The sequence below is a fragment of the Chelativorans xinjiangensis genome (assembly GCF_009812055.1).
Classification (GTDB): domain Bacteria; phylum Pseudomonadota; class Alphaproteobacteria; order Rhizobiales; family Rhizobiaceae; genus Chelativorans; species Chelativorans xinjiangense.
Genome location: NZ_WQNH01000035.1, coordinates 28,041 through 49,395, shown reverse-complemented (window position 1 = coordinate 49,395; position 21,355 = coordinate 28,041). Strand labels below are relative to the sequence as shown.

Here is a 21,355-nt window from a genome sequence, read left to right as displayed (position 1 = left end):
GATCGGCACCACCATCTGCACAGGCAATGGCCGGAAAGCCGATCATGCATTAAGACTGAAACTGGACCACCTCATAGGGGCAGGCCAGTTAACCTCCCGTAAGGTGCCGCATGAGAGAAGTGGTAAAAGTGCGCGAGCGGGTCGGGTATGCGTTTTCACAAAGCGGAGTCGGCATTTTTCGTCTTCATCGCCTTGGTCTTCAGTGCCGGCGTGCTGTTGTTTTTCGCCTATGGCATCATGCGAACCAATGCACTCAAGCTGGCGACTGTCGGCGGGGCGACCGATTTCAGCGATTTCGCGCGGCTTCTGTTCACCACCGGCGTTCTTTTGACAACGGCCATCATCTTCGGGCTGTTCTTCATCTACCCGCTTATCCGCACGCAGGTGCGCGAGGAGGGCAAGCTCCGGGCGATGACGGAATCGCTCAGCGCGCGCTCGGAGTCCCTGCAACATGCAGCGCTCACCGATAGCCTGACCGGCACCCAGAACCGCCGCTTCTTCGACGATGCATTGCGCGAGTACCTGCAGGAGTTCGGCCGTATCGAGAAGCCGGTGGGGCTGATGGTGCTCGATCTCGACCACTTCAAGCAGGTGAACGACACACACGGCCACGATGTCGGCGACGAGGTGCTGCGCCGCGTGTCCGGCTGCCTCAAGGACCTGACCCGCTATCACGACGTGGTGGCGCGGCTGGGCGGCGAGGAGTTCGCCATCGTGGCGCCGAACATGAACCAGGACGCGCTGGTGAAGCTTGCCGAGCGCATCCGCAAGGCGATTTCCGCGCTGACCGTGGATGCCGGCACCATGCGGCTCAAAATCACCACCAGCGTGGGGCTGGCCGTCTGGGACGGCAAGGAGACGGTCGACGAGTTCTATCGCCGCGCCGACAAGATGCTCTACCAGGCCAAGCGGCTTGGGCGGAACCGGGTGTGCGCGTAGCGCCGCTTAGGGCAATTCCAGGAAAAGTGGAGGTCGGTTTCCCGTCCGGAATTGTGATAAAACAACGAGTTAGAACAGTTCGTCGATTCCATGAAACGATGAACTGTTCTAAGGCGGAAGAACTCGGAGGGAAGGGTACGCCCTTTATCGCGGGCGGACGAGAACGTGCTTCTTCCTTCCCAGCGAGAGCTTCACGACGCCCTCGGCCGTCAGGTCGTCCGTCGAGACAACGCGGCGGTCGTCGGCGACCGGCTCGTCGTTGACGCGGACCGCACCGCCCTGCACATGGCGCCGCGCCTCGCCGTTCGAGCCTGCCAGGCCAGCCGTCACGAAGAGCGAAAGAAGGCCGATGCCCTTATCCAGTTCGGCGCGGTCGACTGCCGCCGTGGGCAGGCTTTCGGCGAGGGCGCCTTCCTCGAAGGTCTTGCGCGCGGTCTCGGCGGCGGCTTCGGCGGCCTCCCGACCGTGCACGATGGCCGTCGCCTCGGTGGCCAGCACTTTCTTGGCTTCGTTGATCTCGGAACCGCCGAGAGCACCGAGCCGGGCGATCTCGTCGAGCGGCAGGCGCGTGAAGATCTTCAGGAAGCGCTCGACGTCGTCGTCCTCGACGTTGCGCCAGTATTGCCAGAAATCATAGGGCGAAAAGACCTCCTCGTTGAGCCAGACTGCGCCGCCGGCGGTCTTGCCCATCTTGGCGCCCGACGAGGTGGTCAGAAGTGGCGTGGTGACGGCGTAGAGCTGCGGCGTGCCCATGCGGTGGCCGAGATCGATGCCGTTGACGATGTTGCCCCACTGGTCGGAGCCGCCCATCTGCAGGATGCAGCCGTAGCGCTTGTTCAGCTCCACGTAGTCGTAGGCCTGCAGGATCATGTAGTTGAATTCGAGGAAGGAGAGTGACTGCTCGCGGTCGAGCCGCAGCCTCACCGAATCGAAGGTAAGCATCCGGTTGACCGAGAAATGACGGCCGACATCGCGCAGGAACTCGACATAGTTGAGGCCGAGCAGCCAGTCGGCGTTGTTGACCATGACGGCATCTGTCGGCCCTTCGCCGAAGCGCAGGATGCGGCCGAAGATGCGCTTGATGCCGTCGATGTTCTCGGCAATCGTCTCAGGCGGCAGGAGCCGGCGCTGCTCGTCGCGGAAGGAGGGATCGCCGATCATGGACGTGCCGCCGCCCATCAGCGCGATCGGGCGATGCCCCGTCTCCTGCAGCCAGTAGAGCATGGTGGCAGTGATGAGATTGCCGATGTGCAGGCTCGTCGCCGTCGCGTCGTAGCCGACATAGCCCGTGATCGTGCCCTTGGCCGCCGCCTCGTCGAGCCCTTGCGGGTCGGAGACCTGGTGGATGAGGCCGCGCTCGTCGAGCACGCGCAGGAAATCGGACTTGAACTCGGGCATTGTCTCAAAATCCCGTCGGTGGGGAACAGGGGCTGGAGAGTGAAAGCGGCGTTTAGCACCACTTTCGCGGCCCGCACAAGCGGCGGGCCGGGGTGAAGGCGTGCTTGCTTGGAGCAATTCCAGGAAAAGTGGAAACCGGTTTTCCGTCCGGAATCGCGATAAAACAAGGAGTTAGGCCAGTTCATCGATTCCATGAAACGATGAACTGTCTAGAAGAGCACGGTCAGCGAATGCGCTTCGGCCTCGGCTCGGCAAGCTCGCCCTTCAGGCGCCGGTCGAGATAGTCGGCGCATTCCTCGATCAGCACGTCGGCGACGTTCGTATAGAAGTGGTTGGCCTCGGGGATTGTCTTCTGCGTGATGGTGATGCCCTTTTGCGACTGCAGCTTGTCGACCAGCGTCTGCACATCCGCCGGCGGGGCGACGCGGTCGGCGCCGCCATGGATGATGAGGCCGGATGAGGGGCAGGGGGCAAGGAAGGCGAAGTCGTAGATGTTGGGCTGCGGAGAGATCGAGATGAACCCCTCGATCTCCGGCCGGCGCATCAGAAGCTGCATGCCGATCCAGGCGCCGAAGGAGTAGCCGACAACCCAGCAGCTCTTGGAATCGGGATGCAGCGATTGCACCCAGTCCAGCGCGGCGGCGGCATCGGAAAGCTCACCCGTGCCATGGTCGAAGGCGCCCTGACTGCGGCCGATGCCGCGGAAATTGAAGCGCAGAGCGGTGAAGCCGCGGCTCTGGAACATGTAGAACAGATCGTAGACGATCTTGTTGTTCATCGTGCCGCCGAACTGCGGATGCGGGTGCAGGATCAGCGCGATCGGCGCGTTTTTCTCCTTCGATGGCTGGTATCGGCCTTCGAGACGGCCGGCTGGGCCGGTAAAGATAACCTCGGGCATTTTCACTCCACCTTGGCGCAGCCTCCCGGTTCGTTGAAATCGAATCGCGGGCAGGTCTTGACGCGGCGCCTACGCCTCCATAGAAGCTAGTTTAGAACTGTTCAAAACTGGGCGGCGCTGCCGCCCTTGGCAAGCCGGGTAGATAGGACGGCTGGCCTTGCGAATTCAAGGAAATAAAGCCATCTCTGCCGCAATTGCGGCAAATGGCATCATGGATGGATATGGCGGCAAAGCGCATCTACCTCGACCACAACGCCACGGCACCCCTTTTGCCGGCGGCGCGGCAGGCGATGCTGGACGCGCTGGAAGCGGCGAATCCGTCCTCGGTCCACGCCGAGGGCCGCGCATCGCGGCAGATCGTCGAGGCCGCGCGGCGTGATGTCGCCGCCCTTGCCGGCGGACAGGCCGAGCATGTAGTCTTCACCTCCGGCGCCACCGAAGCGGCCGCCATGCTCTTGTCGCCCGAGTGGACCATCGGCCGGGCGCCGCTTCGCTTCAGCCGCCTCTATGTCTGTGCGGCCGACCATCCGTGCCTGCTTGCCGGCGGGCGCTTTCCCGCGGAGGCGGTGGAGACGATCGGCGTCGATGCCGACGGCCTCATCGACCCGGCCGCGCTGGAGCGTGCGCTTGAAGGCCACGACAAGACGCAAGGGCTGCCGCTCGTCGCCGTGCATGCGGCCAACAACGAGACGGGCGTCGTTCAGCCGATGGAGACGATCGGCCGTTTGGCGAAGAAGGCCGGCGGTGTGGCGATCTTCGATGCCGTGCAGGCCGCGGGCCGCATTCCGCTCGATATCTCGGCGGGATATGCGGATTTCTTCGTTCTCTCCTCGCACAAGATCGGCGGTCCCAAGGGTGCCGGCGCTCTGGTCGGCATGAGCGACCTGATGATGCCGCCCGCCCTGGTGAGGGGCGGGGGCCAGGAGAGGGGCCATCGCGCCGGAACCGAGAACGTGGCTGCCATCGCCGGCTTCGGTGCGGCGTCGCGGGAAGCGGCGGCCGGCCTTGCACATATGGACGCCGTGCGTGCCAAGCGGGACCGGCTGGAGGCGATCGTCCGCGATCTCGTGCCCGATGCGGTGATCTACGCCGAGAAGGCGCCGCGCCTGCCCAATACCCTGTTCTTCTCGATACCCGGCATGAAGGCGGAAACGGCGCAGATCGCCTTCGATCTGGCGGGGATAGCGCTGTCGGCGGGCTCGGCCTGCTCGTCCGGCAAGGTGGGGCCAAGCCACGTGCTTCAGGCCATGGGTTTCGGCAGTGAGGCGGGCGCGCTACGCGTCTCGATCGGTCCCGGAACGGTTGAAGAGGAAATCGTTGCTTTTGGCGCTGTGCTGGAGAAAATAATCCTAAGACGAAGAACGACGAGCGCTGCCGCGTGAGCCTGCTATTCGGCGGTTCCGCCAGTGCGAGAAAAATGGAGTAAAAGACACATATTTTTGCGACTGAACGATGAATCCGGCGCGCTTGCACACTAAATAAGGCGCAAAGCCGGCCAGAGTTGGAAAACTGCCGGACCTTGACTCCGGCGAGGATGGAGAACGCTGATGCCTGCTGTGCAGGAGACGATCGATCAGGTCCGCATGATCGATGTGGACCAGTATAAGTACGGGTTCGAGACGCTCATCGAGAGCGACAAGGCGCCCAAGGGGCTCAACGAGGACATTATCCGCTTTATCTCGGCCAAGAAGGGCGAGCCGGAGTGGATGACCGAATGGCGCCTGCACGCCTATGAGCGCTGGCTCACCATGCAGGAGCCGAGCTGGGCGCGCGTCAGCTATCCCAAGATCGATTTCCAGGACATCTATTATTATTCCGCGCCGAAGAGCCAAGCCGGGCCGAGCTCGCTCGACGAGGTCGATCCGGAGCTGCTGCGCACCTACGAGAAGCTCGGCATTCCGCTGAAGGAGCAGGAGATTCTGGCCGGTGTGCGCAAGCAGGGCGAGCCGAGACCTGTGGACGGCGAGACCGATGAGCCAGGCGACAACGTCTATCAGTCCGGCCGGGTGGCGGTCGACGCGGTGTTCGATTCCATCTCCGTGGTGACCACCTTCAAGAAGGAGCTGGCCAAGGCCGGCGTCATCTTCTGCTCGATCTCCGAGGCGATCCGCGAGCATCCTGAGCTGGTGCGCAAGTATCTGGGCTCGGTGGTGCCGCCGACGGACAATTTCTACGCCACGCTCAATTCGGCGGTCTTCACCGACGGCTCCTTCGTCTATGTGCCGAAGGGCGTTCGCTGCCCGATGGAGCTGTCCACCTATTTCCGCATCAACGAGAAGAACACGGGCCAGTTCGAGCGTACGCTGATCATCGCCGAGGAGGGGGCGTATGTGTCCTATCTGGAAGGCTGCACGGCGCCGCAGCGCGACGAGAACCAGCTTCACGCGGCCGTGGTCGAGCTGATCGCGCTCGACGATGCGGAGATCAAGTACTCGACGGTGCAGAACTGGTATCCGGGCGACATGGAAGGCAAGGGCGGTATCTACAACTTCGTCACCAAGCGGGGCGACTGCCGCGGCAAGAACTCCAAGATCTCCTGGACGCAGGTCGAGACCGGCTCGGCGATCACGTGGAAGTATCCGTCCTGCCTGCTGCGCGGCGACAATTCCCGCGGTGAGTTCTACTCGATTGCGGTTTCCAACGGGCACCAGCAGATCGATTCCGGCACCAAGATGATCCACCTCGGCAAGAACACGTCGAGCCGCATCATCTCCAAGGGCATTTCGGCCGGTAAGTCGAACAACACCTATCGCGGTCAGGTTTCCGCGCACAGAAAGGCGGCGAACGCGCGCAACTTCACCCAGTGCGACTCGCTCTTGATCGGCAATGACTGCGGCGCGCACACCGTGCCCTACATCGAGGCGAAGAACGCCACCGCGCAGTTCGAGCACGAGGCGACGACGTCGAAGATCTCCGAGGACCAGCTCTTCTATGTGATGCAGCGCGGCATCCCGGAGGAAGAGGCCATCGCGCTGATCGTCAACGGCTTCGTCAAGGACGTCATCCAGGAGCTGCCGATGGAGTTCGCCGTCGAGGCGCAGAAGCTGATCGGCATTTCGCTTGAAGGTTCGGTCGGCTGAGTCGGCGTGAGAAGTTTGGGAAGAACAAATATGCTTGAAATCAAGAACCTGCACGCCCGCATCGCCGAGGATGGCACGGAAATCCTGCGCGGCGTGGACCTCACCGTGAAGGCCGGCGAGGTGGCCGCCATCATGGGGCCGAACGGCTCCGGCAAGTCGACGCTTTCCTATGTGCTCGCCGGCCGCGAGGACTATGAGGTGACCGAGGGCGACATTCTTTTCAACGGGGAATCGATCCTCGAGATGGACCCGGCCGAGCGCGCGGCCGCCGGCCTCTTCCTCGCCTTCCAGTATCCGATGGAGATACCGGGCGTGGCCACCATGGAGTTCCTCAAGGTGGCGATGAACGCGCAGCGCAAGGCGCGCGGGCAGGAGGAACTGAAGATCCCGGAGCTGATGAAGCGCGTGCGGGGCGCGGCCGAGGCGCTCGACATGGACATCAGCATGCTCAAGCGGCCGCTCAACGTCGGCTTTTCCGGCGGCGAGAAGAAGCGCGCGGAAATCCTGCAGATGAAGCTCCTGGAGCCGGCGCTTTGCGTGCTCGACGAGACCGATTCCGGCCTCGATATCGATGCGCTGAAGATCGTCGCCGACGGCGTCAACGCTCTCAGATCGCCGGACCGGACGATCGTGGTGATTACCCATTACCAGCGCCTGCTCGACTATATCGTGCCGGATTCGGTGCACGTGCTCTACAGGGGCCGCGTCGTGAGGTCGGGCGAGAAGGAACTGGCGCAGGAGCTGGAGAAGAACGGCTATGCCGGGCTCGTCGGCGAGGCGGCATAGGGGGCGGCGATGAACATTCAGACGCAAATCAGGCGCACCGCCGCCGAGGATGCGCTTCTTCAGGCTTTCGTGGAGCGCGCCGAATACCTGCCGGGCGACACCGAGGTCGCGGAAAAGCGCAGTGCGGCGGTGGAGCTTTTGAAGCGCGGCCTGCCCAACCGCAAGGTCGAGGCCTGGCACTATACGGACCTGCGCCGGCTCCTTTCCTTCGTGCCGGCGTTCGACCTTACCGCGCATGCAGCACCCCGGGAGCCGCTTCTGGCGGGCTCGGCGGTGCTTCCGGTGCTGAACGGCGTGGCCGGCGAGGCGCAAGTGCCCGAGGGCATCTCGGTCGCCAGCGTGGCGAGCAAGCTGACCGACGGCAGCCTTGCCTCGCTGCTGGGGCCGGCGGACGCGGATGATACGGTCTCGGCCATCAATTCGGCCTTCGCTGCCGACGGTTTCGCCGTCGATATCCCCGCCGGTACGGCCCTTGAACGTCCCATCGAGCTGCAGAACGTGCAGGCCGGCGGGCAGGTGCACACGCGCTTCGCCGTGCGTGCGGGCGAGGACGCCAAGGCGACCATCGTAGAGCGGCAGACGGGCGAGGGCGATGCGCTGGTCTCCTCCGTCAGTCATCTGGACGTGGGCGACGGGGCGGAAATCCTCTACCTCATCATTCAGGAGCAGCCGGAAGGGGCGAGCCATCTCGGCCAGATCAACGTGAAGATCGGCAAGGATGCCAAGCTCACCCTGTTCGTAATGAACGCCGGCGGCAAGCTGGTGCGCCAGGAACTGCGGCTGGTGGCGGAGGGCGAGGGCTCCGAGTTCCGCCTGCGCGGCGTCAACCTGCTCTCCGGCGAAACCCATTGCGACGTCACCATGGTGCTCGACCATGTGGGCCCGGCGACCGTGTCCACCGAGACCATCCGCAATGTTGTGACGGACAAGGCAGAGGGCGCTTTCCAGGGCCAGATCCGGGTGGCGCGCCAGGCGCAGAAGACCGACGCCAAGATGGCCTGCAACACCCTTCTCCTGTCGGACGAGGGCGGCTTCTCGTCAAAGCCGGAGCTGGAAATCTTCGCCGACGACGTGGCCTGCGGCCACGGCGCGACGGTGACGGAGATCGAGGCCGATCACCTGTTCTACCTGATGGCGCGCGGCATCGACGAGAAGACGGCGCGCGGCCTCCTCGTCAAGGCTTTCGTGGCCGAGGTGATCGAGGAGCTGGAGAACGAACCGGTTATCGAGGCGCTGGAAGCAAAGCTCGACGCCTGGTTCGCCAAGCACGGGTGAGGTTGCAATAGGCGGGCGCCATCCCGGCGCGCTTGCGCCGGGCACCAACGTTCCGGAATAGACCCCGGACAAGCCTTCGGCTTTCCGGGATGACGAAGCGAGGATGTTGATGGATCAGAAGCTGGAAAGCAGCACATACGACGTCGAGGCGATCCGCCGCGACTTCCCGATCCTTGCGCGCGAGGTCTACGGAAAGCCGCTGACTTATCTCGACAACGCGGCTTCCGCACAGAAGCCGCAGGCCGTCATCGACGCGGTCACGTACGCCTATTCCCAGGAGTACGCGAACGTGCACCGCGGCCTGCACTTCCTGTCGAATGCCGCGACCGAAGCCTATGAAAAGGCGCGGGAGACGGTGCGCCGCTTCCTGAACGCGCCAAGCGCCGAGGAGATCGTCTTCACCAAATCGGCGACCGAGGCCATCAACACCGTCGCCCATGGCTATGCGATGCCGCGGATCGGCGAGGGCGACGAGATCGTGCTGTCGATCATGGAGCACCACTCCAATATCGTGCCTTGGCACTTCCTGCGCGAGCGGCAGGGCGCGAAGCTTACCTGGGTGCCGGTGGACGACGACGGCGCCTTCCACATCGAAGACTTCGAGAAGTGCCTGACCGAGCGCACCAGGCTCGTCGCCATCACGCATATGTCGAACGTTCTCGGCACGGTGACGCCCATTGCCGACATCGTGCGCATCGCCCATGCGCGCGGTATCCCGGTGCTGGTCGATGGCAGCCAGGGCGCCGTCCATATGCCGGTCGACGTGCAGGCGCTCGGCTGTGACTTCTATGCCTGCACCGGGCACAAGCTCTACGGCCCCTCGGGCATCGGCGTTCTTTACGGGAAGCGTGAACGGCTCGAGGAGATGCGGCCCTTCCAGGGTGGCGGTGAGATGATCGAGGACGTGACGGTGGACGACGTCACCTATAACGAGCCGCCGCACCGCTTCGAGGCCGGCACGCCGCCTATCGTGCAGGCGATCGGCCTTGGAGCGGCGCTCGAATATGTGGAAGGCATCGGCCGCGAGAACATTGCCGCGCACGAGGCGGATATTTCGAAATACGCCCACGAGCGGTTGAGCCAGATCAATTCCCTGCGCATTTTCGGCACGACACCCGGCAAGGGCTCGATCCTGTCCTTCGAGCTTGCCGGTATCCATGCCCACGACGTTTCGATGGTCATCGACCGCGCGGGCGTGGCGGTGCGCGCCGGCACCCATTGTGCGCAGCCGCTTCTGAAGCGTTTCGGCGTGACCTCGACATGCCGCGCTTCCTTCGCCATGTATAATACGCGGGCCGAGGTGGATGCGCTCGCCGACGCGCTCGATGAGGCGCGCAAATTCTTCGGATGAAGACGATGACGGATACGAGCCAGAAGCCAGAGACGAACGATGCCGGGGCGGCCGGAGGCGAGCTTTTTACAGCCTCCGCCATTCCTCAGGATGAGCTTGCGCGCATGACCGACGACATCATCGGCGCGCTGAAGACCGTCTACGATCCGGAAATCCCGGCCGATATCTACGAGCTTGGCCTGATCTACAAGATCGACATCGAGGACGACCGCTCGGTCAAGATCGACATGACGCTGACGGCGCCCGGCTGCCCCGTGGCCGGCGAGATGCCCGGCTGGGTGGAGAACGCTGTCGGTGCCGTCGAGGGCGTCGGCGACGTCGAGGTCAGCATGGTCTTCGACCCGCCCTGGACGCCCGACCGTATGTCGGAGGAGGCGCAGGTCGCCATCGGCTGGTACTGAGGGTCGGACAGGCGGTGCTTGCAACGCCCGCCTTTCTTGACCATCTTTATAGAGAAGCCTTTCCGCGAGTCTTGACCTCGCCGTGAATGGAGAAATTTATGGGCCGCTTTCAAGTCATCACCATAACGGACGCTGCCGCTTCCCGCGTGCGTGAGATCGTCGAGGCGCGCGACGGCGCGCATGGCGTCCGCGTGGGCATCAAGAAGGGCGGCTGCGCGGGCATGGAATATACGGTCGATCTGGTGAGCGCGCCCGACCCGAAGGACGATCATGTCGAGCACGACGGCGCCCATGTCTATGTGGCGCCGGAAGCCGCCCTTTTCCTTCTCGGCACGGAGATGGATTTCGAGGTGACGCAGCTCAGGACAGGCTTCACCTTCAAGAATCCCAACCAGAGTTCCGCCTGCGGCTGCGGTGAATCCGTCGAACTCAAGCCCGCCGATCTGAAGGCTTTGGCCGAGGCGCGCGCCGCGGGTGCGGCGTGAGCCTATTCCACCCACACACCATTGCGCCGGTGCCACTCGGCAATTGACTCCCTCGGGTAGAGCGTAAACGTCGCGTCGCCCTTGCGTATCTCCGGCTCGACCCAGCCCGCCTTGTATTTCAGCATGAGGTGCACGCTGCTCGGCGGCTTCGGGAGTTCCGTATCGATCGCTGAAGCGAACGGGTGGATGAGATCCGGCCAGGTAGGATCGTAGAGCCAGAGGGCCGAGCCGCACTCGCGGCAGAAGCGGCGCTCGCCGGTGGAAATCTCGCAGCGCGGATGTTCGTCGTCCTCGATCTCGGCGCGGTAGAGACCAAGATGCTCTTCGCCTTCCACGGCAAGCGTCGATGATTGCGCGCCGAGATTGATCGCGTATCCGCCGCCGCCCTGCTGCTTGCGGCAGATGCTGCAGTAGCAGCGCTGATAGGGGACGGGCGTGTGGCTTTCGACTTGAAACCTGACCGCACCGCAGCGGCACGAGCCTTTCAGCATCATGGGCATGGCAGAGTTCCTCAAGGAGCGAACGGCAGGAACTTAAGGGGGAAAACGCGCTCTGTCAGCAGATGTTGCAAAGCTAGCTGACAGGTGAGGCGGATACTGGCATCTTCATGGGATGAACGACCAAGATATCCGCGACCTCTTCGCCGGCTTGGGGCCGGTTACGATCAAGCGCATGTTCGGCGGCAAGGGCATCTATCACGAGGGTCTGATCGTCGCCCTCGATGTGGATGGCGAAGTCCTGCTGAAGGCTGATGCGGAGAGCGCCCCCGAATTTGCGACCGCGGGTAGCCGGCAATGGGTCTATGCGGGTCATCCCGGCCGCAAGCCGACGGCTATGCCTTACTGGTCCATACCCGACCGCGCCATCGACGATCCCGATGAGATGGCGGTGTGGGCGCGGCGCGCCTATGAGGCGGGGCTGCGCTCGAAAAAATAGCGCGGACAGGGAGAAGGTCTCTTCAGACCTTCCCGTGGACTTTCATGAAGTCCGGAACGTCATCGCCGAAGCCTACCGGGGCGTTCGCCTCCTCTCGTTCGCGCTGCCGGGCGGGCCTTCTCTGCTCGGCCTCGTTGGAGGATTTGATCGCGTCCTTGCGCCGACGCCGGTCGTCCTGGGCCTTCGGTGCGGCTTCGCCGGTGTGCTTGGCTCTTTCCGGCGCGGGTTTACGGCCGCCACGCGCTCTTTCGTCGCGCCCTGAACGGCCCCGACGAGGCCGCTCCTCGGCCTCGTCTTCCGCCGTCAGAGTGGAGAGGTTACCGTCGAGCCACTCGATCTGCTGGCCGATCAGCTTCTCGATGCCCGACACATATTTCTGGTCGGCGCGGGTGACGATGGTGAAGGCCTTGCCGGAGCGGCCGGCGCGGCCCGTGCGGCCGATGCGGTGCACATAATCTTCAGAGTGCGTCGGCACGTCGTAATTGAAGACATGGCTGACGTCGGGAATGTCGAGGCCGCGCGCGGCCACGTCTGATGCGACGAGCAGCCTGAGCTTCCCCTTGCGGAAATTCTCCAGCATCATCATGCGCGCGCGCTGGTCCATGTCGCCATGCAGCGCACCGGCATCGAACTCATGGCGCGCCAGCGAGCGGAAAAGCGTGGCCACTTCGGTCTTGCGGTTGCAGAAGATGATGGCGTTCTTCACCTCGTCGCCTTCGGCGCGGATGAGCTCCCGCAGGCGCTCGCGCTTTGCCCACGGCTTGGAACCGGCCTTGACGAGGCGCTGGGTGATGTTGACGGCCGCCGTCGCCGGCCGGGATACCTCGACGCGCACCGGCGCCTGCAGGAACTGCTGTGTGAGCTTGGTAATCTCCGGCGGCATGGTGGCGGAGAAGAACAGCGTCTGCCTCGTGAAGGGGATGAGCTTGCAGATGCGCTCGATATCCGGGATGAAGCCCATGTCGAGCATGCGGTCCGCCTCGTCGATGACGAGGATTTCCACGCCGGTCAAAAGCAGCTTGCCGCGCTCATGATGGTCGAGCAGGCGGCCCGGCGTGGCGATCAGCACATCCGCCCCGCGCTCCAGCTTCTTCTCCTGCTCGTCGAAGGAGACGCCGCCGATCAGAAGCGCGATGTTGAGCCGGTGGTTCTTGCCGTATTTGACGAAGTTTTCTTCCACCTGGGCGGCGAGTTCGCGCGTCGGCTCCAGTATCAGGGTGCGCGGCATGCGCGCCCGCGCCCGCCCGCGCTCGAGCCTGGTGAGCATGGGCAGTACGAAGGAAGCGGTCTTTCCGGTGCCGGTCTGGGCGATGCCCAGCACGTCCTTGCCCTCAAGCGCATGCGGGATAGCGCCGGCCTGAATGGGCGTCGGTTCCGTGTAGCCGGCGTCGGTGACGGCCGAAAGAACCTTCGGCGACAGGCCGAGGTCTGCGAACGTCACAGCGTCCTGTGCGGTTTCTTGGTCTATAGACACGTATCGATTGTCTTTGCTGCTCTATGCGTTGCGGCGGATGCCTCGCACTCCGGCCGGGCACATGCCCACGACCTCAAGATGGGGCCTAAGGCGTGGTGCGCATAATGTCAACAGCGTGCGTAACGGGCTAGTAGCGGAACTGTTCCGCCAGGATGCGCTCGTTCCACGAATGGCTGGCGTCGAAGAGGATGGTGGCGGTCATGTTGTGGGATTCATGCACGCGCACCTCCACCACCGATTTTATCTCTGTATGATCAGCGACCGCGTTGACCGGCCGCTTTTCCGGCTCCAGCACCGTCAGGTCGACGGTCGCCTGGTTGGGCAGGAGCGCCCCGCGCCATCGCCGCGGCCGGAAGGGGCTTACCGGGGTAAGCGCCAGAAGCGGCGCGTCAAGCGGCAGGATCGGCCCGTGCGCCGACAGATTATAGGCGGTGGAGCCGGCGGGGGTGGCCACCATGACGCCGTCGCAGATCAATTCGTCGAGCCGCACCTTACCGTCGATGGCGATGCGGATCTTGGCCGCCTGGTAGGATTGGCGCAGAAGCGACACCTCGTTGATGGCGAGCGCCTTCGATACCTTGCCGTCCATGTCGGTGACCGTCATCTCCAGCGGCCGCACGGTCTCGGCGATGGCCTCCATGATGCGCTCGCGCAGACCCTCCTCGCGATACTCGTTCATGAGGAAGCCGATCGTGCCCCGGTTCATGCCGTAGATCTTCTTGCCCGAGCCCATTGTCTCGCGCAGGGTGTGCAGCATGAAGCCGTCGCCGCCGAGCGCGACGATGATATCGGCATTCTCGGGCCGTTCCTGGCCGTACAGCACGGAAAGCCTGGCGGCGGCTTCCCGGGCGTCGTCCGTATTCGCCGAGGCGAAGGCGATGGCAAGCTGCGGCTGGGTCATGTGCGGCAGGTGATTCCGTTGCTGGCCGAAAGGAGACAACGGGTAGCACGCGTCTTGCACGTCTGCAAAGCTAGTGGTGCGATCCTGACAGATGGTACCATCTGTCAGGGCAAATCGCCCCACCAGATTAATAGCTTGTGGGGCTGACTTTTCCAAACAGATGGGTACCATCTGTTTGGGTCAGACCGTTAGGGCCATATGTTCAGCCGCGGCTGAACGGAATGCGTTTTACTCCGTCGCCGATTGTGCTATGCGCACAGCCATGCCCTTGTAGCTCAGTTGGTAGAGCACCTGATTTGTAATCAGGGGGTCTGCGGTTCGAGTCCGCACGGGGGCACCACGCTTCACCCAACGATTTCAGTTGATTGCTTGATAGCGCACTTCGGCTACGTCCGGCGCTGGGAATGAACTCCCCCGTAGACTCTACCAGCCGTTTCAGCCGTTGCCCGGACGCCGCCGGGCGACGTAGAGCGAGACGGCGGCGGCATTCGATACGTTGAGCGAGCGGATGGGGCCGGGCATGTCGAGGCGAGCGAGCACGCTGACGGTCTCTCGTGTCTTTTGCCGCAATCCCTTGCCTTCCGCTCCCAGCACGAGGGCGAGTTTGCCGCCTTTTACCGTCTCTTCCAGCGCTCGCGGCCCGTCCGAGTCGAGGCCAATGGTGTAAAACCCCGCCGCGTGCAGATCCTCGAGCGCGGCGGCCAGATTGCGCACCGCGATGTGGTCGATGTGCTCCAGCGCGCCGGATGCCGCCTTGGCGAGCACGCCCGATTCGGCCGGGCTGTGGCGGGCGGTGGTCACCAGCGCATCGACACCGAAGGCGACGGCCGAGCGCATGATGGCGCCGACATTGTGCGGGTCGGTCACTTGGTCGAGCACGAGGACGAGTGATGCCTCGCCAAGCGTGGAGAGCGGCTTGGGCGCGCGCGCCTCCGCCTCGATCAGGACGCCCTGGTGCACGGCCTCGGTGCCGGTCAGCGCGTCGATCGCCTTCGGCTCCACCTGTTCCACGGGAAAGGGCAGGGCGGAAAGATCGCCAAGCCCCAGCCGCTGCGCGGCGTTGCGCGTCACCAGCATGCGGTGGATTGTGCGGGCGGGGTTGTCGAGGGCGGCGCGCACCGTATGCAACCCGTAAAGGCGCACCAGGCCTTCGGGAACGGCTGCAGCAGGCATCGCACCGCGCGTGTGTTGCACTTGGGGCGCGCCTGCGCGCTGCCGGTGAGCCCGGCGCAGGCGGGCATAGTGACTGTCCTTGGGTGTTCCGGGCTTGTCGTCGCTCATCGGGCTCCTATAGCGGAGGCGCGGGCGTACGCCTATCGCAGAAAGAGGAGGCGGCGCGAATTTCCCGTCGAAAGCCTATCACGCTGTTGACAGCGCTCGACGTCATCGCCATAAGGCGTCGCGGAAAACGGGCGTACCATTGACTGGTTGCGCCGGCTTTCCCAAATAACTCGCTGTACGATTCCGGCGACAGTTCGGAGGGGTGTCCGAGTGGTTAAAGGAGACGGACTGTAAATCCGTTGGCTATGCCTACGCTGGTTCGAATCCAGCCCCCTCCACCACCTTTCGCTCTTCGAGCTTCGGGTGGCAGGCCACCCGAAGGTCGTTAGACGAAGGAGTGCCCCTCCGAAGCTTCAGCGGAGGGTTGCCCACGGATGGGCGGGTATAGCTCAATGGTAGAGCAGCAGCCTTCCAAGCTGAATATGCGGGTTCGATTCCCGCTACCCGCTCCAGCGCTATAGCGAACACCTGCCGATATCGTGTTCATAGGCCTGGTATTTCCGCCGGCGAGGAGGATTAAGAGGCGGCGCCGGCCCGTTGCCGACAAGGGGCTTGTTTTTTGCGGGCTTTGCCGCTAATCGCCCCGCAACTGAAACCGACAACCACGCCGCCCAAGGAAAATTGAGATGGCCAAAGGTAAATTTGAGCGCACGAAGCCGCATGTGAACATCGGGACGATTGGTCACGTCGACCATGGCAAGACGTCACTGACGGCGGCGATCACGAAGTACTTCGGCGAGTACAAGGCGTACGACCAGATCGACGCGGCGCCGGAGGAGAAGGCGCGCGGCATCACGATCTCGACGGCGCATGTGGAATACGAGACGGATGCGCGGCACTACGCGCACGTCGACTGCCCGGGCCACGCCGACTACGTGAAGAACATGATCACGGGAGCGGCACAGATGGACGGGGCGATCCTGGTTGTGTCGGCGGCCGACGGCCCGATGCCGCAGACGCGCGAGCACATTCTGCTTGCCCGCCAGGTCGGCGTGCCGGCGATCGTGGTGTTCTTGAACAAGGTCGACCAGGTGGACGATCCGGAGCTTCTGGAGCTGGTGGAGCTCGAGGTGCGCGAGCTTCTGTCGAGCTACGAGTTCCCGGGCGACGACATTCCGATCGTCAAGGGTTCGGCGCTTGCGGCGCTGGAGGATTCCAACAAGGAGATCGGCGAGGACGCGGTGCGGGCGCTGATGAAGGAGGTGGACGCCTACATCCCGACGCCGGAGCGCCCGATCGACCAGCCGTTCCTGATGCCGATCGAGGACGTGTTCTCGATCTCGGGCCGCGGCACGGTTGTGACGGGGCGCGTTGAGCGCGGCGTTGTCAAGGTGGGCGACGAGATCGAGATCATCGGCATCCGTCCGACGTCGAAGACGACGTGCACGGGCGTCGAGATGTTCCGCAAGCTTCTGGACCAGGGGCAGGCGGGCGACAACATCGGCGCGCTTCTGCGCGGCGTGGAGCGCGAGGGCGTGGAGCGCGGTCAGGTTCTGGCCAAGCCCGGCTCGGTGACGCCGCACACGAAGTTCAAGGCGGAAGCCTACATCCTGACGAAGGAGGAGGGCGGTCGCCACACGCCGTTCTTCACGAACTACCGGCCGCAGTTCTACTTCCGCACGACGGACGTGACGGGCGTGGTGTCGCTGCCGGAAGGCACGGAGATGGTGATGCCGGGCGACAATGTGACGATGGACGTCGAACTGATCGTGCCGATCGCCATGGAGGAGCGGCTGCGCTTCGCCATCCGCGAGGGCGGCCGCACCGTCGGCGCCGGCATCGTCGCGGCAATCACTGAGTAACGGGGCAGATATTCGCGCTCGCGGCGCGGGACAAGCCCGCGCCGCAGCCGAACGAGGAACTGACACATGAACGGACAGAATATCCGTATCCGCCTCAAGGCGTTCGACCACCGGGTGCTCGATGCCTCGACGCGCGAGATCGTGTCCACGGCCAAGCGCACCGGCGCCAATGTCCGCGGCCCCATCCCGCTGCCGACGCGGATCGAGAAGTTCACGGTGAACCGCTCGCCGCACATCGACAAGAAGAGCCGCGAGCAGTTCGAAATGCGGACCCACAAGCGTCTTCTCGACATCGTCGATCCGACGCCTCAGACGGTGGACGCTCTGATGAAGCTCGACCTGGCAGCCGGCGTGGACGTCGAGATCAAGCTTTAGGCGGAAGACAAGAGGATAGGAACCCGGGCAGGCCCAAGCGGCCGGCGGCGGGAAGCCTGAAAGGAAATCGAACCGATGCGTTCAGGTGTTATCGCACAGAAGATCGGGATGACGCGCGTCTACAACGAGGCGGGTGAGCATATCCCCGTCACGGTGCTGCGCATGGAGAATTGCCAGGTCGTGGCCCAGCGCACCGAGGAGAAGAATGGCTACACCGCCGTTCAGCTCGGCGTGGGGCTCGCCAAGGTAAAGAATACGTCGAAGGCGCTGCGCGGCCATTTCGCCGCAAGCTCCGTCGAGCCCAAGGCGAAGGTGGCGGAGTTCCGCGTGTCGCCGGACAATCTGCTCGACGTCGGCGCCGAGATCACGGCGGATCACTTCGTCGCCGGACAGAAGGTCGACGTGACGGGCACCTCGATCGGCAAGGGCTTTCAGGGCGTCATGAAGCGCCATAATTTCGGCGGCGGTCGCGCGACGCACGGTAACTCCGTGTCGCACCGTTCGCACGGCTCGACCGGCCAGCGCCAGGATCCCGGCAAGGTGTTCAAAGGCAAGAAGATGGCCGGCCACATGGGCGACCATCGCGTGACCACCCAGAACCTGGAAGTGGTTTCGACCGACACCGAGCGCGGCCTTATCCTAGTGCGCGGTGCAGTGCCGGGCTCGAAGGGTGCCTGGATCATGGTGCGCGATGCCGTGAAGGCGCCACTGCCGGAGAATGCGCCGCAGCCTGGCGCCATTCGCGCCGCTGCCAAGAAAGACGCCGTGAAGGCCGAAGAAACCGCCGCCACCGAGGGGGCTGAGTGATGGAACTGAAGGTAACCACCCTTGCGGGCAAGGATGCCGGTAAGCTGAAGCTTTCCGAGGAGATCTTCGGGCTTGACCCGCGCGAGGACATTCTTCACCGCGTCGTGCGTTGGCAGCTTGCCAAGCGTCAGCAGGGCTCGCACAAGACCAAGGGGCGCGCCGAGATCGCGCGCACCGGCGCCAAGATGTACCGCCAGAAGGGCACCGGTCGCGCACGCCATTCGTCGGCGCGCGTGCCGCAGTTCCGCGGCGGCGGCAGGGCGCATGGACCGGTGGTTCGCAGCCACGCCCACGACCTGCCGAAGAAGGTACGGGCGTTGGGCCTGAAGCATGCGCTTTCGGCCAAGGCCAAGGCTGCCAACATCATCGTCATCGATGATCTGGCGCTGACGGACGGCAAGACGAAAGTGCTGGTGGATAACTTCGCCAAGCTGGGGCTGACCAACGCGCTGATGATCGGCGGGGCGGAAATCGACGCCGGCTTCAAGCGTGCGGCGGCGAACATCCCCAACATCGACGTGCTGCCGGTCCAGGGCATCAACGTCTACGACATTCTGCGCCGCGGCACGCTGGTCCTCTCCAAGGCCGCTGTCGAGGCACTCGAGGAGCGGTTCAAATGACGGACCTTCGCCACTATGACGTGATCGTCAGCCCGGCGGTCACCGAGAAATCGACGATGGCCTCGGAGAACAACCAGGTCGTCTTCAACGTGGCGCGCAAGGCCACGAAGCCCGAGATCAAGGCGGCGGTGGAAGCGCTGTTCAACGTCAAGGTCAAGGGCGTCAATACGCTTGTGCGCAAGGGCAAGGTGAAGCGGTTCCGCGGCACCATCGGACGGACGAGCGACGTCAAGAAGGCTGTCGTGACGCTGGCCGAGGGCCATTCCATCGACATCGCGACAGGTCTTTGAGAGGCCGCGAGGATTAAGACATGGCACTCAAGAACTACAAACCGGTAACGCCGGGCACGCGCCAGCTGGTCATCGTCGACCGCTCGGGCCTCTATAAGGGCAAGCCCGTCAAGGGCCTGACCGAGGGCCTGACGAGCAAGGGCGGCCGCAACAACACCGGCCGCATCACGGCGCGTTTCCAAGGTGGCGGCCACAAACGCACGTACCGTCTGATCGACTTCAAGCGCCGCAAGTTCGACGTCTCGGGCGTCGTCGAGCGGCTGGAGTATGATCCCAACCGCACCGGGTTCATCGCGCTCATCCGCTATGATGACGGCGAGTTGTCCTACATCCTGGCGCCGCAGCGTCTTTCGGTTGGCGACCGTGTGATCGCTTCCGAGCAGGGCGCGGACGTGAAGCCGGGCAACGCGATGCCGCTGTCGGCCATGCCGCTCGGCACGATCGTCCACAATGTGGAGATGAAGCCGGGCAAGGGCGGCCAGATCGCACGTTCGGCGGGTGCCTATGTGCAGCTTGTCGGTCGTGACCAGGGCATGGCGATCCTGCGGTTGAACTCGGGCGAGCAGCGGCTGGTTTCCGGTTCCTGCATGGCTACCGTCGGCGCGGTGTCCAATCCGGATCACGGCAATATCAGCCTCGGCAAGGCCGGGCGCAAGCGGTGGCTGGGCAAGCGCCCGCACAACCGCGGCGTCACCATGAACCCGGTCGACCACCCGCATGGCGGCGGCGAAGGCCGCACGTCCGGCGGTCGCCACCCAGTTTCGCCCTGGGGCAAGCCCACCAAGGGCATGAAGACGCGGTCCAACAAGGCGACCGACAAGTTCATCATGCGCTCGCGCCATCAGCGCAAGAAGTAAGGAAAGGTAACGGCTCGTGTCCCGTTCAGTCTGGAAAGGCCCCTTCGTCGACGGCTTTCTTCTGAAGAAAGTCGACAAGGTCCGTGAAAGCGGCCGCAAGGAGGTCATCAAGATGTGGAGCCGCCGCTCCACCATCCTGCCCCAGTTCGTGGGGCTGACCTTCGGCGTCTATAACGGCCAGAAGCACATTCCCGTGCTCGTCTCCGAAGAGATGGTGGGCCACAAATTCGGTGAGTTCGCTCCGACCCGTACCTATTACGGCCACGGTGCGGACAAGAAGGCAAAGAGGAAGTAGAAATGGGCAAGGCCAAAGCGCCGCGCAGGCTTGCAGACAACGAGGCGCGTGCGGTCCTGCGCACGGTCCGCGTCAGCCCGCAGAAGCTGAACCTCGTCGCTGCCATGATCCGCGGCAAGAAGGTCGCGGCCGCGCTCGCGGACCTCGAGTTCTCGCGCAAGCGTATCGCCGACGCGGTGAAGAAGACGCTGGAATCGGCGATCGCCAATGCCGAGAACAACCACGACCTCGATGTGGATGCGCTGGTGGTGGCAGAGGCCTATGTCGGCAAGTCGATCGTCATGAAGCGCTTCCACGCCCGCGGCCGCGGCCGTGCCAACCGCGTCGAGAAGCCATTCTCGCACCTGACGATCGTCGTTCGAGAAGTCGAAGAACAAGTGGAGGCCGCATAATGGGCCAGAAAGTCAATCCGATCGGTCTCCGTCTCGGCATCAACCGCACCTGGAACTCTCGCTGGTTCGCGGACAATGCCGAGTATGGCCAGCTTCTTCACGAGGATCTGAAGATCCGCGAGTACATCGAGAAGGAGCTCAAGCAGGCGGCGATCTCCAAGGTGGTCATCGAGCGCCCGCACAAGAAGTGCCGGGTGACGATCCACTCCGCGCGCCCCGGCCTCATCATCGGCAAGAAGGGTGCGGATATCGAGAAGCTGCGCCGCAAGGTCTCGCAGATGACCAATGCGGAGACGCATTTGAACATCGTCGAGGTGCGCAAGCCGGAGATCGACGCGACGCTGATCGCCCAGTCGATCTCCCAGCAGCTCGAGCGCCGTGTCGCCTTCCGCCGCGCCATGAAGCGCGCCGTGCAGTCGGCCATGCGGCTCGGTGCTGAAGGGATCCGCATCAGCTGCACCGGCCGTCTGGGCGGGGCCGAGATCGCGCGCATCGAATGGTACCGCGAGGGCCGTGTGCCGCTGCACACGCTGCGCGCCGACATCGACTACGGCACGTCCGAGGCGAAGACCGCCTATGGCATCTGCGGCGTCAAGGTGTGGGTCTTCAAGGGCGAGATCCTGGAGCACGACCCGATGGCCTCGGAGCGCCGTGCTGTCGAGGGCGAGCAGGGCGGCGGCCGCCGTCGCGAAAACGCTTGAGCCGGAATTTT

Annotated in this window: 24 protein-coding genes and 3 tRNA genes; 21 read left to right on the top strand and 6 right to left on the bottom strand. The window is 63.9% G+C overall.

The genetic code is table 11. From position 1 onward, the window contains the following. The first annotated feature begins 147 nt into the window (after positions 1-147). A complete protein-coding gene (locus GM910_RS18985; RefSeq protein ID WP_159590092.1) occupies positions 148-939 on the top strand; it encodes a GGDEF domain-containing protein in 792 nt (263 codons plus the stop codon). Positions 940-1,083: 144 nt separating this feature from the next. Here GM910_RS18985 and tyrS read toward each other — a convergent pair whose 3' ends face one another. Together tyrS and GM910_RS18975 are read right to left on the bottom strand one after the other, a co-directional pair. Continuing rightward, entirely contained in the window at positions 1,084-2,337 is a 1,254-nt protein-coding gene (tyrS, locus tag GM910_RS18980; protein ID WP_159590090.1) for a tyrosine--tRNA ligase, read from the bottom strand. Between the two features lie 223 nt (positions 2,338-2,560). Then, positions 2,561-3,235 carry an alpha/beta hydrolase gene (locus tag GM910_RS18975; RefSeq protein WP_159590088.1) on the bottom strand — a complete coding sequence of 225 codons (675 nt, stop codon included), beginning with the start codon at positions 3,233-3,235 and terminating at the stop codon, positions 2,561-2,563. A gap of 221 nt (positions 3,236-3,456) precedes the next feature. On the opposite strand from GM910_RS18975, the gene GM910_RS18970 reads away from it, so the two are divergent. The 7 genes from GM910_RS18970 (at position 3,457) to sufA (ending at position 10,613) form a co-directional block, all read left to right on the top strand. After that, positions 3,457-4,617, top strand: coding sequence for a cysteine desulfurase family protein (locus GM910_RS18970; protein ID WP_159590094.1), 1,161 nt, complete (start codon positions 3,457-3,459; stop codon positions 4,615-4,617). A 165-nt stretch (positions 4,618-4,782) separates the two neighbouring features. Further along, positions 4,783-6,315 (top strand): Fe-S cluster assembly protein SufB, encoded by a 1,533-nt coding sequence (gene sufB, locus GM910_RS18965; RefSeq protein ID WP_159590086.1) that lies wholly within the window; start codon positions 4,783-4,785, stop codon positions 6,313-6,315. A gap of 30 nt (positions 6,316-6,345) precedes the next feature. Next, positions 6,346-7,101 (top strand): Fe-S cluster assembly ATPase SufC, encoded by a 756-nt coding sequence (gene sufC, locus GM910_RS18960; protein ID WP_159590084.1) that lies wholly within the window; start codon positions 6,346-6,348, stop codon positions 7,099-7,101. A 9-nt stretch (positions 7,102-7,110) separates the two neighbouring features. Further along, complete coding sequence (gene sufD / locus GM910_RS18955; protein WP_159590082.1) at positions 7,111-8,376, top strand: Fe-S cluster assembly protein SufD; 1,266 nt, start codon at positions 7,111-7,113, stop codon at positions 8,374-8,376. A gap of 109 nt (positions 8,377-8,485) precedes the next feature. After that, a complete protein-coding gene (locus GM910_RS18950; RefSeq protein WP_159590080.1) occupies positions 8,486-9,727 on the top strand; it encodes a cysteine desulfurase in 1,242 nt (413 codons plus the stop codon). A gap of 5 nt (positions 9,728-9,732) precedes the next feature. Continuing rightward, positions 9,733-10,128, top strand: coding sequence for an SUF system Fe-S cluster assembly protein (locus tag GM910_RS18945; RefSeq protein ID WP_159590078.1), 396 nt, complete (start codon positions 9,733-9,735; stop codon positions 10,126-10,128). 98 nt (positions 10,129-10,226) lie between these two features. Beyond that, positions 10,227-10,613, top strand: a complete 387-nt coding sequence (sufA, locus tag GM910_RS18940) for a Fe-S cluster assembly scaffold SufA (protein WP_159590076.1) — start codon at positions 10,227-10,229, stop codon at positions 10,611-10,613. A gap of 2 nt (positions 10,614-10,615) precedes the next feature. Here sufA and GM910_RS18935 read toward each other — a convergent pair whose 3' ends face one another. Continuing rightward, positions 10,616-11,113, bottom strand: coding sequence for a GFA family protein (locus GM910_RS18935; protein ID WP_159590074.1), 498 nt, complete (start codon positions 11,111-11,113; stop codon positions 10,616-10,618). 112 nt (positions 11,114-11,225) lie between these two features. Here GM910_RS18935 and GM910_RS18930 point away from each other — a divergent pair, with 112 nt between their 5' ends. Then, positions 11,226-11,549: a TfoX/Sxy family protein gene (locus GM910_RS18930; RefSeq protein WP_159590072.1), complete on the top strand. Its 324-nt coding sequence runs from the start codon at positions 11,226-11,228 to the stop codon at positions 11,547-11,549. A 22-nt stretch (positions 11,550-11,571) separates the two neighbouring features. Here GM910_RS18930 and GM910_RS18925 read toward each other — a convergent pair whose 3' ends face one another. Beyond that, positions 11,572-13,023, bottom strand: coding sequence for a DEAD/DEAH box helicase (locus GM910_RS18925; RefSeq protein ID WP_425482705.1), 1,452 nt, complete (start codon positions 13,021-13,023; stop codon positions 11,572-11,574). A gap of 127 nt (positions 13,024-13,150) precedes the next feature. Then, positions 13,151-13,924: an NAD kinase gene (locus tag GM910_RS18920; RefSeq protein WP_159590068.1), complete on the bottom strand. Its 774-nt coding sequence runs from the start codon at positions 13,922-13,924 to the stop codon at positions 13,151-13,153. A gap of 264 nt (positions 13,925-14,188) precedes the next feature. Between GM910_RS18920 and GM910_RS18915 the strand changes: the two genes are divergently transcribed. Next, positions 14,189-14,264 (top strand) — tRNA-Thr (locus tag GM910_RS18915). Between the two features lie 95 nt (positions 14,265-14,359). Here the strand turns inward: GM910_RS18915 and GM910_RS18910 are convergent. Beyond that, positions 14,360-15,205, bottom strand: coding sequence for a TrmH family RNA methyltransferase (locus GM910_RS18910; RefSeq protein ID WP_159590066.1), 846 nt, complete (start codon positions 15,203-15,205; stop codon positions 14,360-14,362). Between the two features lie 196 nt (positions 15,206-15,401). Here GM910_RS18910 and GM910_RS18905 point away from each other — a divergent pair. The 11 genes from GM910_RS18905 to rpsC all read left to right on the top strand — a co-directional run bounded on the left by GM910_RS18905 (position 15,402) and on the right by rpsC (position 21,344). After that, positions 15,402-15,486: transfer RNA gene (locus GM910_RS18905), tRNA-Tyr, on the top strand. A 97-nt stretch (positions 15,487-15,583) separates the two neighbouring features. Further along, a tRNA-Gly gene (locus GM910_RS18900) sits at positions 15,584-15,657 on the top strand. A gap of 174 nt (positions 15,658-15,831) precedes the next feature. Beyond that, positions 15,832-17,007 carry an elongation factor Tu gene (gene tuf, locus GM910_RS18895; RefSeq protein WP_159590064.1) on the top strand — a complete coding sequence of 392 codons (1,176 nt, stop codon included), beginning with the start codon at positions 15,832-15,834 and terminating at the stop codon, positions 17,005-17,007. Between the two features lie 66 nt (positions 17,008-17,073). After that, complete coding sequence (gene rpsJ / locus GM910_RS18890) at positions 17,074-17,382, top strand: 30S ribosomal protein S10 (RefSeq protein ID WP_007066362.1); 309 nt, start codon at positions 17,074-17,076, stop codon at positions 17,380-17,382. 75 nt (positions 17,383-17,457) lie between these two features. Then, a complete protein-coding gene (gene rplC / locus GM910_RS18885) occupies positions 17,458-18,189 on the top strand; it encodes a 50S ribosomal protein L3 (protein WP_159590062.1) in 732 nt (243 codons plus the stop codon). Then, positions 18,189-18,809, top strand: coding sequence for a 50S ribosomal protein L4 (rplD, locus tag GM910_RS18880; RefSeq protein ID WP_159590060.1), 621 nt, complete (start codon positions 18,189-18,191; stop codon positions 18,807-18,809). Before rplC ends, rplD begins: the two co-directional genes overlap by 1 nt. Beyond that, positions 18,806-19,099 (top strand): 50S ribosomal protein L23, encoded by a 294-nt coding sequence (locus tag GM910_RS18875; protein WP_159590058.1) that lies wholly within the window; start codon positions 18,806-18,808, stop codon positions 19,097-19,099. The genes rplD and GM910_RS18875 overlap by 4 nt, the downstream gene beginning before the upstream one ends. Before the next feature lie 20 nt (positions 19,100-19,119). Then, positions 19,120-19,956: a 50S ribosomal protein L2 gene (gene rplB, locus GM910_RS18870; RefSeq protein ID WP_159590056.1), complete on the top strand. Its 837-nt coding sequence runs from the start codon at positions 19,120-19,122 to the stop codon at positions 19,954-19,956. 16 nt (positions 19,957-19,972) lie between these two features. Continuing rightward, a complete protein-coding gene (gene rpsS / locus GM910_RS18865) occupies positions 19,973-20,251 on the top strand; it encodes a 30S ribosomal protein S19 (protein ID WP_159590054.1) in 279 nt (92 codons plus the stop codon). Positions 20,252-20,253: 2 nt separating this feature from the next. Then, complete coding sequence (rplV, locus tag GM910_RS18860) at positions 20,254-20,643, top strand: 50S ribosomal protein L22 (protein ID WP_159590052.1); 390 nt, start codon at positions 20,254-20,256, stop codon at positions 20,641-20,643. Further along, on the top strand, positions 20,643-21,344 hold the full coding sequence (rpsC, locus tag GM910_RS18855) for a 30S ribosomal protein S3 (protein ID WP_159590050.1): 702 nt from the start codon (positions 20,643-20,645) through the stop codon (positions 21,342-21,344). Before rplV ends, rpsC begins: the two co-directional genes overlap by 1 nt. Positions 21,345-21,355 lie beyond the last annotated feature (11 nt).

Excerpts from the sequence above, each read along its gene's own strand:
- GM910_RS18985 (WP_159590092.1), top strand. The coding sequence starts at position 148 with ATGCGTTTTCACAAAGCGGAGTCGGCATTTTTCGTCTTCATCGCCTTG.
- tyrS (WP_159590090.1), bottom strand. The coding sequence starts at position 2,337 with ATGCCCGAGTTCAAGTCCGATTTCCTGCGCGTGCTCGACGAGCGCGGC.
- GM910_RS18975 (WP_159590088.1), bottom strand. The coding sequence starts at position 3,235 with ATGCCCGAGGTTATCTTTACCGGCCCAGCCGGCCGTCTCGAAGGCCGA.
- GM910_RS18970 (WP_159590094.1), top strand. The coding sequence starts at position 3,457 with ATGGCGGCAAAGCGCATCTACCTCGACCACAACGCCACGGCACCCCTT.
- sufB (WP_159590086.1), top strand. The coding sequence starts at position 4,783 with ATGCCTGCTGTGCAGGAGACGATCGATCAGGTCCGCATGATCGATGTG.
- sufC (WP_159590084.1), top strand. The coding sequence starts at position 6,346 with ATGCTTGAAATCAAGAACCTGCACGCCCGCATCGCCGAGGATGGCACG.
- sufD (WP_159590082.1), top strand. The coding sequence starts at position 7,111 with ATGAACATTCAGACGCAAATCAGGCGCACCGCCGCCGAGGATGCGCTT.
- GM910_RS18950 (WP_159590080.1), top strand. The coding sequence starts at position 8,486 with ATGGATCAGAAGCTGGAAAGCAGCACATACGACGTCGAGGCGATCCGC.
- GM910_RS18945 (WP_159590078.1), top strand. The coding sequence starts at position 9,733 with ATGACGGATACGAGCCAGAAGCCAGAGACGAACGATGCCGGGGCGGCC.
- sufA (WP_159590076.1), top strand. The coding sequence starts at position 10,227 with ATGGGCCGCTTTCAAGTCATCACCATAACGGACGCTGCCGCTTCCCGC.
- GM910_RS18935 (WP_159590074.1), bottom strand. The coding sequence starts at position 11,113 with ATGCCCATGATGCTGAAAGGCTCGTGCCGCTGCGGTGCGGTCAGGTTT.
- GM910_RS18930 (WP_159590072.1), top strand. The coding sequence starts at position 11,226 with ATGAACGACCAAGATATCCGCGACCTCTTCGCCGGCTTGGGGCCGGTT.
- GM910_RS18920 (WP_159590068.1), bottom strand. The coding sequence starts at position 13,924 with ATGACCCAGCCGCAGCTTGCCATCGCCTTCGCCTCGGCGAATACGGAC.
- GM910_RS18910 (WP_159590066.1), bottom strand. The coding sequence starts at position 15,205 with ATGAGCGACGACAAGCCCGGAACACCCAAGGACAGTCACTATGCCCGC.
- tuf (WP_159590064.1), top strand. The coding sequence starts at position 15,832 with ATGGCCAAAGGTAAATTTGAGCGCACGAAGCCGCATGTGAACATCGGG.
- rpsJ (WP_007066362.1), top strand. The coding sequence starts at position 17,074 with ATGAACGGACAGAATATCCGTATCCGCCTCAAGGCGTTCGACCACCGG.
- rplC (WP_159590062.1), top strand. The coding sequence starts at position 17,458 with ATGCGTTCAGGTGTTATCGCACAGAAGATCGGGATGACGCGCGTCTAC.
- rplD (WP_159590060.1), top strand. The coding sequence starts at position 18,189 with ATGGAACTGAAGGTAACCACCCTTGCGGGCAAGGATGCCGGTAAGCTG.
- GM910_RS18875 (WP_159590058.1), top strand. The coding sequence starts at position 18,806 with ATGACGGACCTTCGCCACTATGACGTGATCGTCAGCCCGGCGGTCACC.
- rplB (WP_159590056.1), top strand. The coding sequence starts at position 19,120 with ATGGCACTCAAGAACTACAAACCGGTAACGCCGGGCACGCGCCAGCTG.
- rplV (WP_159590052.1), top strand. The coding sequence starts at position 20,254 with ATGGGCAAGGCCAAAGCGCCGCGCAGGCTTGCAGACAACGAGGCGCGT.
- rpsC (WP_159590050.1), top strand. The coding sequence starts at position 20,643 with ATGGGCCAGAAAGTCAATCCGATCGGTCTCCGTCTCGGCATCAACCGC.